Source organism: Enterococcus sp. MMGLQ5-1, from assembly GCF_013155265.1.
Lineage (GTDB): Bacteria > Bacillota > Bacilli > Lactobacillales > Streptococcaceae > MMGLQ5-1.
Genome location: NZ_JABJXU010000001.1, coordinates 666,247 through 677,173, shown reverse-complemented (window position 1 = coordinate 677,173; position 10,927 = coordinate 666,247). Strand labels below are relative to the sequence as shown.

Here is a 10,927-nt window from a genome sequence, read left to right as displayed (position 1 = left end):
CAATAAATCCGAAAGCATAACAGAATTTATTAAATGAGCATCGTAAAGTTGTTCTTTTAATGTTTTTTGTTTTTTTTCTGAAATATTAATTTCTTCTATTTTTTCTCCTCCCATCCCTACACCTCCTAACAAATTTTTAAAAATATTGACATTTGGGAACTATAAGCTAAAAAAAATTGATATTCTATCTTCAGGTATTTCTAGAACTGTTACAATATCTGCTAATTCATCGACTCCTAAAGGGACACTACCATTTTCTCTCTTTGTATAAACACTACGACTCCAATTGAGTTTATCGGCTATCTCTTGTTGAGAGTATTTTTTTGCAATCCTCTCTGCTTTGAGTCTGTTTAAATTGAATTTCAAATTTTTCACCTGCCTTTTATATTTCATTCATGAATGTGCTTTTATTGTATAACTGTTATTCCCATATGTCAACTTTATGTTCCCAATTGGAACATTTTATGTTGACAATAAGGAACTAATCTTATATTATAAGTATATACACAGGAGAGGTGGTAATTTTGAGAACTAATGAAGAAATAATTAATTTGGTAATAGAATTAAGAAAAAAGAAGAATATTACAGCTAGTCAATTAGCAGAATCGGTAGGGATAGCTAAATCAGCAATGTCACGATATGAAAATAGAACTAGACAATTTCCTGTAAACAAAGTATCTGAATTTGCTAACGCTTTAGGCACAACTCCAGAATATTTATTAGGTTTAGATAAAGAATCAGACATCAATTATATTTACAATCAACTAGACAAAAAAAGACAAACGAAAGTCTATAATTACGCAACAGAACAACTAGATAGACAAAATAGTAAAATTATTAAAATAGAATTTGATAAGAAAAAACTTACTAAAGTATTGACTGCTTTTGATGTATCTGCTGGAGTCGGATATGGGAATGATTATGAACTAACTGATTATACTGAAGAATATACAGATGAAAACTTACGAAACTATGATTTTGCATTTCGTGTAAAAGGTGATTCAATGGAACCTGATTTAGTAACAGGTGATGTAGCTCTTGTACAACGCACTGAATCTGTTGATAATGGTAGCATATACGTTGTTTCATATAGCGATTCATTATATGTTAAAGAGGTCAGGATTGAAGATGATGTGTTCATCTTACATTCATTAAATCCAAAATATCAAGATATTCCAATTGATTTAGTGGATAATGACGAGCCGCCACGTATCATTGGTAGAGTAGTTGATAGCTTCACGCCGCTACAAGTCAATTAAAGCAACTCCTCACAGTCATATGATTGTGAGTTTATATAGATATATCAAAATAATTTTTTAAGGAGAAAATAGTTTATGGCAAAGAAGATTAAGGATGAAAATGGGAATGTTTACAAATTGAAAAAACCTTTTTATAAAAAATGGTGGTTTTGGTTAATCGTGGTTGTGATTATTATTGGTTATCTTGGTGGTCAAGGTGGGGATAAAAAAGAAACTGCTAAAACAGATGATACTACCACAAAATCAAGTGAAACAAGCTCTAATTCTAAATCAGAAACGAAAAGATCAACAAAAGAATCTAAATCAGAAGCTAAAACTTATACAATTGGGCAAGATGTAACTGTCGGTAAAGTTGTATATAAAATTAATTCAAAAGAGGTAGTCGATACAGTTGGAACTGAATATGTAAATTCAACAGCTAATGCAAAATACTTAGTTTTAGATGTTACTATCACAAATAATGGTGATGAAGCAATTACAATTTCTGATGATTTCTTTAAACTTTACAAAGGAAAAACTGAATTCAAATCAGATTCATCTGCAAGTATGTACGCCAATCAACAAGCATATGGTGACAGTGTTTCATTCTTTTATTCCCAACTTAACCCAGAATCAACAATCACTGGTAAAGTAGTGTTTGATGTTAACGAAGAAACAATCAACGACCCTTCTACACAAATTCAAGTACAAACTGGAGTTTGGGGTACAGAAACAGAAAAAATTAATTTAAATTAATTTAAATAAAAAACACGCTCGCAACTTTGGACGGTGTCGAACGTGTTTGAAAAAATACCCTCGCAAAAGGCTTATTTTTTGTACCCTAATTTTACTATAAAGAAAGGATTTAGACAATGCCGACAATCAAAAAATACACCAAAAAAGATGGCTCAGACGCTTATATGTTTAGTGTTTATATGGGTGTCGATGAATTGACAGGTAAGAAAAAACGAACGACTAGACGTGGATTTAGGACGCAGAAAGAAGCTAAAAGAGCGATAGCAAAGATCGAACTAGAATTAGATGATTATCAGCAAAAAGAAGATAATTACACCTTCTCGCAAGTTTTTGACTTGTGGTTTGACGGACACAAAAAAAGAATCAAAGATTCAACTATATATAGAATCGAACAGCTTGAAACTCATCTTAAAAATGCTTTTGGTGAATACAAAATCAATAAAATCAAAAGTTCTTATATTCAAAAAGTTTTTGATGATTGGTCGAGTAGGTTTAAAAGTTACTTCAAACTGATTAGCTATACAAAAATAGTTTTCAAATACGCTTATAAGCATAGATTAATTAACGAAAATCCAATTGAAAGAGTTGATACTCCTAAGCGTTCGAAACAGATTTATGACAAAAACGTCTTTATGGATAAAGAAACTTTAAATAAATTTTTGGAAACTTTAAAGATGAAAGGTAATGTAAAGTTGTATACTGCTTTTAGGCTACTTGCATACACTGGAATGCGAAAAGGTGAGTTATATGCTTTGAACTGGAATGATATTGACTTTGATAAGTGTTCAATTTCAATCTCGAAAACTGTTTCAAACAGCAAACATGGAAGATATATCAGCACTCCGAAAACATATCAATCTAACAGAACTATCAGCGTTGATGAACAAACTTTAATAGAGCTAAAAAAATGGCGTTTGGAACAGCGAAAATATTTTTTAGAGCGCGGTATTAGAATCAAGCATGATGATGAACAGTTGATTTTCTCTAGCTTAACCAATCAAATCATCGAAAACGCATATCTTAACTCTTTCTTGAAAAGAATTGATGGGATCGATGTCACAGTTCATTCTTTCAGACATACTCACGCAAGTTTGCTATTTGAAAGCGGAGCAACAATCAAACAAGTTCAAGAAAGATTAGGACACACAAATGTTCAAACAACTCTCGATATCTACACTCATGTAAGTAAGAATCTTGAAAAAGAAACCGCCGATAATTTCTTGAAATTCATGCAAGGGTAGTCAAAGGGGTAGTCAACCCTTTACAAATGGCTATAAATCAACGTTTAAATTGTCCACCATAGCCGATCTGTATTTGCTTCCATAAATTGACCATACCTTTCTCCATATTTTTATTTAGTTTATTTTAATTGACTGCAATCAAATACATCACCTCCTAAAATGCTTGAACACCATTAGCCAATTACTGAATTCTATATTTAGCTCTAAAAAATGAGTCAATTAAAACTAAAAGTAGCACTTTTTCAGATATAATAATACGAATTAAAGTAGCTAATATTAAACAGCCACCTATTAAATACCATAGTCGAGCTGTGTTATTTTCCATTTACTCACTCCGCAATCTTGAGCTTGCCTGTCCGTAAAAATCAACTATAAAATGGGATTCTCTAAAAAAGGCAACTGGGAAATAGGCTTGAATTACATAGTTAATTTCTTGACCATAATTCACCCTACCTTTTTGGGAAACAGAATTAATTTTAAATAAATCTTGATAGTATTTTTGGGAATAGTTGACTACTTCAAGCTCAGCCTGATCAGTATAACCGCCATGGCGCTCAATACTTGTATTGACATAATTCTTAAATGCGTTAATATCATTAATCTCCTTACCCAATAAAGCGACGCTAATTAGTACTAAAATAATTAAAAATGTGAGAAAATAATGAATTATTTCCGAAATATGATGCTCCAATTAAAAAACTCCTAAAATTCAAAGTGCATCAAATTACTCAATTGATTAATTTGATCTATCAAAGCACATACCATATAACCAATAATCAATACCAAATTAATCATGGTCAGTTTCGTTGGGAACATCACGAATTTTTTCGTTTTAAATTCGATAATTTCATCAATTACCTGCATTAATTGATTGGATACCGTTTTACCCAGCTCTTCAATCATTTGTTCATCCGTAGCGCCCTGAGATATATCAAATATGACAGTCATAAAAATGACAGCATAGTCACTATCACTCATCGCATTGGCAAATGTCAGATACGGCTCAATGGACTCAGGATATTCAGTAATCTGATTCATTAAAATACTGAGCTGCTGCTGATCGGCCGGCGTCTCAATTCTGCGTGTCATGTAGCCTAGAATTTGATAAATACTGATTCCCTGCTTTGCTTGCATCAGATAAGGAATGACTAAACGTGCAAATTTAAAAAACTGTAAATTTCGCTCAAAACGATAGCGCTGATAATATCGTTTAATTAATAATTCTTGATAAAAATAGCCGATTACAATAAATATTACAATTGAAACTGCCAACATAGCATTCATGACTAGAGCAATTCCTGCTGCAAGCACCGCTAAAAATAAGCAGATGAGTAGACGCTTTTTTTGCCACCTCAAGATAGTAAGATCTGAACGGTTCATTTTTTTTAATGCCGTATAGGTTGTTTCTGTAATGCTATTTATGCATAGCTGCTTAAAAAAATAGCTGCTCTGATAGATTAAACGCTTCATCTGATCCTTACCTCCGTAATTATGTCATCAAAAAAAAGGACGGTAAAATGATACATAATAATGGCAAAAAGAGTCACATAGATAATACTATCCACCTTGCCAACAAGTGTATTTGAGAAGGTTTCAACAAATTTCTGATGACCGAAACCAAATTCAATCGCTGTAATTAATATCAAAAAAATCATAATTAATAATTGGCAATCCTTAAAATATTCGGACTTTGATTTTAAAAACAAGTCTCTCTTGCTTCGCAGTTGATTATGATAAATAGTCATATCCTTCAAAGTATTGTGATTATCAAAGCCACTTAAAAAATTGGTTTCTAATTGCTCCATGTATTGAACAAAAATAATATCCTGATAATACTTTGCTTTAATCTGATGAAACATTTCTTTAATTTCAAAATTAGTCACACCAGTAGCAATTTTTATCACGATTGGCATAAAATCTTGACTCAATTCCCCATTTAACCGCTTCGTGACGCGCTCCAAAATTTCTCTAGGTGTCTTTGATTGATCAGATACTTGTTGAGTCATTAAATTTAACATTCGATTTCTTTCATTAAAAGAGAGTATGGTGTAACTACGATAAATTACTTTTGGCAATAGAGAGCGCCAGCCGAATATCAAACCAATTAAAAGACCAATTGAGGTCAGAATTAGACTATAGGTCAAATAGTATAATAGCCCTCCCAATATCACACCAGGTAGACCTATAAATACGAAATATTCCTTATTTTTAATAGGCTTTTGATAGGCCATTCGATAGGCAGATAGCTGATCTGCTAAAATTAAATTACTCGTGTTCAATTTAAATAATTTCAATACCCTCACCACCAATAATTTTTTTAGCAACTGCTTGCTTCAGTCTATTTTGCAAGGGCAGACCTTCACTCAATTCAATATCCTCAATAATAGGCTTTTCAATGAGCGTCTCGTGATTAATTGGAAAATTGAATTTAGCTAGCCCTTTTTCAGCCATTCTTCCTAAAAAATCAGATGATAGCTGATTACCAGTTGAAATATAAAATTTTCCATTGCGAAAACTTTGTTTAAATAATGTAATCTCTTGATTGATACCAAACTCTACAATTTCTTCTAAGTAACGCAGGGTAACACCTTTATAGGTCACTCTCTTAACATGAAATCCAAAATCAAAGGTGGAAACTAAATCTGACATTAATAATTTTTCATCTAATTTATATTTGCTTAAGCACATACCAATAAAGCGCCTTGGAATTTTGGCTGCACTTTCGGCGTGCAGAGTTGTGACAATATAGTGACCACTCATCAAGGCTTGATACATTTCATAGGCTTCAGCACCTCTTGTTTCAGATACAACTACCCAGTCTGGATTATTGCGCAGACTAGCCCTGACCAATTCATCAATTCCAATTTTTTCATTAATATTCCAAGAATAAATATCCTTATTTGGATATAATTTTTTTAAGTGCATTTCCTGAACATCTTCAATCGTAATAATTTTTTCAGTATCATCAACAAAGGAAAATGCTAATTTTTGAATTTCGGTTTTACCACTTCCCGTCATTCCCGATATCACAAGATTACAGCCAGTTCTCATAATATCAGCCAGAAAATTCAAAACAAAAGTAGGTGCGAAGCAATCTGAAAAGTTTTCTGCTGTGATTGCCAGCTTTTCTCGTACGACACGAAGTGAGAGGGTTGTCCCAACGGGACTTAATGAATGATGAATCGCATTTAATCGCACATTATCATACGCCGAGTCCAAAATAGGATGACTTTCATTAAAGGCCTTGCCTACCGCGTTAGAAAACTTTGCTGCAACACGATTAATATAATTTTCAACATTGGTCAACCCAAGCTCCTTCGCTGAATAATTTAAGTGCTTATTTGGTGTATCAACTGTTAAAAAATGTCCATTCCAGCCAATATCTGTAATTTCTGGTACTTGTAATAGGCGTTCAATAAAGCCTGTCCCGATACATTCACTTAATATATAATCTACCTTCTCCAAATCGCCTTTAATATAGCGCTGATGCTGACGATTAATCACCTCTCTTAGAGCTTCGCGAGCCGATTGATCATTGAGAGCTTTAATGACTAAATTTGCGTAATGTGCAATTAAATCTTCATAAATAAAATTTATAATTTCATCTGAAACTAATTTCATTACTCCAATATTGGAAGCCTGCCGCCTATTTTTAGAAGATACCTCAATCAAGTCAGCTCTAAAGTTATTATTACGCGTTATTGCTGCTTCGGTCGCCTCCTCAATGTCATCAAATTCAGTTTCTTCATTTATAAAAGCCATCACTTCAGCAGAATCGCTCGTCTGCCTAGAATTAAATAAAGCCATTAATTATTGTCCTCCCCATTTTCAATAATGACAGTGCCTTGATAGATTTGTTTATTGACACTTACCTTTACCTTAACGCCACTAATTGCATTATCCTGCTGACTCGATAAGGATTTTAAGTACGAAAACTCTACTTTCTGATTGCTATTGACGTTGAAATTTTGATTATGCAAAAATGCGCTTGTAAATGCTCGTTCAAAATTTTTCTTATCCAAGTAAAATGCTTTCCCTTCGACTCGCTCACTATAATCCTGATGATCAAGCAAAGCTGCTTGGAGTGTTTCTTGGAGCCCTTGATTTTGGTTACTTTGTTTACTGTTTGAATAGGCATAAAATAATATAAAGCCTAAAAACGCAAAACCAATTATAAAAGTAATCAATATTTTAATAAAATGCTGAATAGTTCAAACACCTCCTAATCAAAAATGAAAACACGGTTTTAAAAAACTTTTAAATCAATATTCAAGCTTTCAAAAGCTTTTTTATCTTCAAATTAATTACTTGCCCACTACTTATTACGTGAAAAATCCAAAAAAGAATCCATCAAATATATTTGACAGATTCTACTAACTAATATTTTATTTGCTCATTCATCTAAAAAGGAATAGGCTTGCCCAGCTTTTTTATAGCCTAACACACTTTCAAGATTTATATTTGACATTGATTTAAATAAAGATTGCTCTAGATATGGATTATCCTTACTTAGCTCAGCAAGCAATGCTTTCATTTCTGCACGCTTCGATTTTTTCTGATTGGGATGATTGGCATTTAAACCACAACCAACCGTTTCAGTAAAACGACACGCACAATTAATAAACGACAGGCAATTCGCATCACGCCAATTCTTAATATGCTGTTCACGAATATAATACATCGGTCGTATTAATTCAACTCCAGCATAATTTTTAGAACTTAATTTAGGCATCATTGTTTTAACCTCACCTGCATAAAATAAATTTAATAAAATTGTTTCCAATACATCATCATAGTGATGTCCGAGTGCAATTTTATTGCAGCCAAGTGATTTAGCCTGAGCATATAAATGACCTCGACGCATTTTGGCGCATAAATAGCAGGGACTACCTTGCTCTAGCTGGTAGACATAGTCAAAAATATTCGTTTCAAATATGGTAATCGGAATCCCTAGCTCTAACGCATTTTGCTTAATTACATCAAGATTAAGCGGATTGTAGCCTGGATCCATTACAACAAAGACTAAATCAAAGGGTATCTTACCGTGTTTTTTCAATTCTTGAAAGCATTTTGCCATTAACATTGAATCCTTACCACCCGAAATGCAGACGGCTACTTTATCGTCAGGCTTAAGTAAATTAAAATCATTGATTGCCCTAACAAATTGGGACCAAATTGTTTTTCGATAAGTTTTAATAATCGAACGCTCTACGATTAATTGTTTTGACTGATTTTGTTCTAACATTTTCTGTCCTTTTCAATAATTAAGCTTATTTTTGTACTGCTTGGGTATGCTAAATATAATATAATTAAAACTCAACAAAAATAATAACGTACAGCAATGAAAAAAATTATTAATAATAGTGAGGGTAAAACATTTGAAACTCTAATTTTAATAATAGACATTAAATTCAAACTAATTCCGATAATTAAAATACCACCCACCGCTGAAATTTCTGGCATTAATACTTCAATAAATTGTTCAGGCAAGGCTTGACCAATTAAGCTGGCAAAAATTGCAATTAGACCCTGATAAAGCAATACAGGTCCTGCTGAAAAAATAATGCCAACACCCATCGTAGAAGATAAAATCACTGCCAAAACACCATCCATAACAGCCTTGGTAAATAAAATCGTATGGTCATTGGCAATACCGCTTTGAATAGCACCAATAATTCCCATCGATCCAATGACAAATAATAAAGTCGCCGCCACAAAGGCCTCTGAAAACTGACCATCCGACTGTCCAACTTTATGCTCTAAATAAACGCCACATCGATGAATTTTAGCCTCAATCTGCCAGTATTCCCCTAAGATTGCCCCTAAGCAAATACAAACCAAAACGGCGATTAACGCTTGAGTTGACATCGCCATCTGGATGCCGAGCACTAGGATGCCAATTCCCATCACCTTAGTTACAGTATCTTTCATATTCGCTGTCATTTTGGTCAAAAAAAGCCCTAACCAACCACCCAAAATAATGCCCACCGCATTCACGACTGAGCCTGTTAACACGCTTAATGCCATTCTATAACCTCTTCCATAAGTCAATAAGTTATTTTATCATAAAAATATTTGAAATACCGATAATTTTTAATCAATTTTTTGTAAGAGAGTAGGGATAGTCATTGTTAAAAATGGTAGCTGTCAATTGATTATTAATAATTAAAGCGTTATTATTTTTAATAGCTTAATTACTTTGACTAAAAAAATAATAATATTTATATTAGAGAAGAGGAGCAGATGATTTCAGAAATTGAAGCACTATTGATGCAGCATAAAATCAGCTACAAAAAATATCATCATCACCCTGTCTATACAGCAGATGAGGCTAGGCTGCTTGGCTTTGACGAAACCGTTTTAGAAATTAAAAATTTATTTTTAAGAAATAAAAATAAATCAGAATATTATCTTTTTTGTCTCCCCTTTGCTCAGCAAAGCTCAATTGCTGAGCTTGCACTAATTGCTCATGAGAAAAAGCTAAGCTTTGCTTGTGAGGATGACTTATCATCACTACTTGGGGTACATAGCGGCGCTGTTTCGTTATTAAATATCATCAATGACGAAGCAAAGGCTGTAAATTATTATATCGAACAGACAATTATTGAACATGCCAAGGTTGCCTTCCATCCCAACCGAAATGATCAAACCCTGATTTTTGATGGCAAGAAAATTCCTAAGCTCCTCAATTACTGTTCAATAACACGTTATCATTTCTTTAGTCGTCCTCAATAGCTTAAATCATTCAGTGATTAGGCTCATTAAAAATAGCCAGAAAAGCAATCTTATGTTATTTTTAAATTAAATCCTGATAAATTGTAAAAAGTTAAAGCACTTATTTTATCCGCCGTAAAATAGGCTATGCATTCACTCAGCTAATCGAGGCGCAAAGCTCGATAATGAAAGGAAAAATATTCATGAACGGTACCGAAAATAATTTAAAATTAAAGGACTTAGAAGCTGAGTTAATTCAGTTTATTCAAGCTAAAAATCCAACCTATCCTCTGGATACTGAGTTAACCCTGCAGCAAATATTAAATTATCGCTATGCCTTTATTAATCAGCTTTTAAATGATGAAATTAAGGCGACTGAAACCTTCAACGAAAATTATCACAAGGAGATTGAAAATAAAAAATTTCAAACAAAAAATTTAAATAAATCTTTTGATAAGCAAGTGACCTTTGGTGATAAGGTCTCTGATAAAATTGCAAAATTTGGGGGCAGCTGGCCATTTATCATCAGCTTTATTGTTTTTTTAGCGCTATGGATTATCCTTAATGCAACTGGTCTACTTTTCAAGCCCTTTGACAATTATCCCTTTATTCTATTAAACTTAGCTCTATCCTGCCTTGCAGCACTACAAGCACCTATCATCATGATGAGCCAAAATCGGCAATCAGTTCGTGATCGAATTGAGGCTGACAACGATTATGAAATTAATATAAAGGCCGAAATTGAAATTGATTCATTACATCAAAAAATGGACTATTTAATGACTACAAAATGGCAGCATATTATCCAGCTGCAGCAATTACAAATTGAAATGCTGACCCTGCTTCAAAAAAGCGAAGAAAAACAAGCAAATTTAAAATAAATCTCAACCGTACAAATAGCTAGTCGGCGCTGCCCTCAATTATTTGTACGGTCTTTTTATTTTTTGCGCCAAGCTCGTTATATCTCAAAATTACCAC

Annotated in this window: 14 protein-coding genes; 5 read left to right on the top strand and 9 right to left on the bottom strand. The window is 33.0% G+C overall.

Annotation, left to right across the window (positions count from 1 at the left end; genetic code table 11):
* Positions 1-159: 159 nt before the first annotated feature.
* The gene (locus HOY35_RS02980) at positions 160-366 is read right to left on the bottom strand and encodes a helix-turn-helix transcriptional regulator (RefSeq protein WP_172210522.1); all 207 of its coding nucleotides are present in this window, start codon (positions 364-366) and stop codon (positions 160-162) included.
* A gap of 158 nt (positions 367-524) precedes the next feature.
* Here HOY35_RS02980 and HOY35_RS02975 point away from each other — a divergent pair, with 158 nt between their 5' ends.
* The 3 genes from HOY35_RS02975 (at position 525) to HOY35_RS02965 (ending at position 3,235) form a co-directional block, all read left to right on the top strand.
* Positions 525-1,259 (top strand): XRE family transcriptional regulator, encoded by a 735-nt coding sequence (locus tag HOY35_RS02975; protein ID WP_172210521.1) that lies wholly within the window; start codon positions 525-527, stop codon positions 1,257-1,259.
* Positions 1,260-1,334: 75 nt separating this feature from the next.
* Positions 1,335-1,994 (top strand): DUF4352 domain-containing protein, encoded by a 660-nt coding sequence (locus tag HOY35_RS02970; RefSeq protein WP_172210520.1) that lies wholly within the window; start codon positions 1,335-1,337, stop codon positions 1,992-1,994.
* 116 nt (positions 1,995-2,110) lie between these two features.
* Positions 2,111-3,235 (top strand): site-specific integrase, encoded by a 1,125-nt coding sequence (locus HOY35_RS02965; protein ID WP_172210519.1) that lies wholly within the window; start codon positions 2,111-2,113, stop codon positions 3,233-3,235.
* Positions 3,236-3,416: 181 nt separating this feature from the next.
* Here the strand turns inward: HOY35_RS02965 and HOY35_RS02960 are convergent, their stop codons facing one another.
* From HOY35_RS02960 to HOY35_RS02925, 8 genes are all read right to left on the bottom strand, one after another.
* A complete protein-coding gene (locus tag HOY35_RS02960) occupies positions 3,417-3,560 on the bottom strand; it encodes a hypothetical protein (protein WP_172285799.1) in 144 nt (47 codons plus the stop codon).
* A complete protein-coding gene (locus HOY35_RS02955; protein WP_172210518.1) occupies positions 3,561-3,926 on the bottom strand; it encodes a hypothetical protein in 366 nt (121 codons plus the stop codon).
* An 11-nt stretch (positions 3,927-3,937) separates the two neighbouring features.
* Positions 3,938-4,705 (bottom strand): hypothetical protein, encoded by a 768-nt coding sequence (locus HOY35_RS02950; RefSeq protein ID WP_172210517.1) that lies wholly within the window; start codon positions 4,703-4,705, stop codon positions 3,938-3,940.
* Positions 4,702-5,529: a hypothetical protein gene (locus HOY35_RS02945; RefSeq protein ID WP_172210516.1), complete on the bottom strand. Its 828-nt coding sequence runs from the start codon at positions 5,527-5,529 to the stop codon at positions 4,702-4,704. The genes HOY35_RS02950 and HOY35_RS02945 overlap by 4 nt, the downstream gene beginning before the upstream one ends.
* On the bottom strand, positions 5,516-7,042 hold the full coding sequence (locus HOY35_RS02940; protein WP_172210515.1) for a CpaF/VirB11 family protein: 1,527 nt from the start codon (positions 7,040-7,042) through the stop codon (positions 5,516-5,518). Before HOY35_RS02940 ends, HOY35_RS02945 begins: the two co-directional genes overlap by 14 nt.
* Positions 7,042-7,422: a hypothetical protein gene (locus HOY35_RS02935; RefSeq protein WP_172210514.1), complete on the bottom strand. Its 381-nt coding sequence runs from the start codon at positions 7,420-7,422 to the stop codon at positions 7,042-7,044. The genes HOY35_RS02940 and HOY35_RS02935 overlap by 1 nt, the downstream gene beginning before the upstream one ends.
* A 206-nt stretch (positions 7,423-7,628) precedes the next feature.
* The gene (locus HOY35_RS02930; protein ID WP_172210513.1) at positions 7,629-8,480 is read right to left on the bottom strand and encodes an ATP-binding protein; all 852 of its coding nucleotides are present in this window, start codon (positions 8,478-8,480) and stop codon (positions 7,629-7,631) included.
* A 71-nt stretch (positions 8,481-8,551) separates the two neighbouring features.
* Positions 8,552-9,262: a DUF554 domain-containing protein gene (locus HOY35_RS02925; RefSeq protein WP_172210512.1), complete on the bottom strand. Its 711-nt coding sequence runs from the start codon at positions 9,260-9,262 to the stop codon at positions 8,552-8,554.
* A gap of 216 nt (positions 9,263-9,478) precedes the next feature.
* Between HOY35_RS02925 and HOY35_RS02920 the strand changes: the two genes are divergently transcribed.
* Together HOY35_RS02920 and HOY35_RS02915 are read left to right on the top strand one after the other, a co-directional pair.
* Positions 9,479-9,970 (top strand): YbaK/EbsC family protein, encoded by a 492-nt coding sequence (locus HOY35_RS02920; RefSeq protein WP_172210511.1) that lies wholly within the window; start codon positions 9,479-9,481, stop codon positions 9,968-9,970.
* A gap of 164 nt (positions 9,971-10,134) precedes the next feature.
* A complete protein-coding gene (locus HOY35_RS02915; RefSeq protein WP_249641452.1) occupies positions 10,135-10,830 on the top strand; it encodes a DUF1003 domain-containing protein in 696 nt (231 codons plus the stop codon).
* The last annotated feature ends 97 nt before the right edge of the window (positions 10,831-10,927 follow it).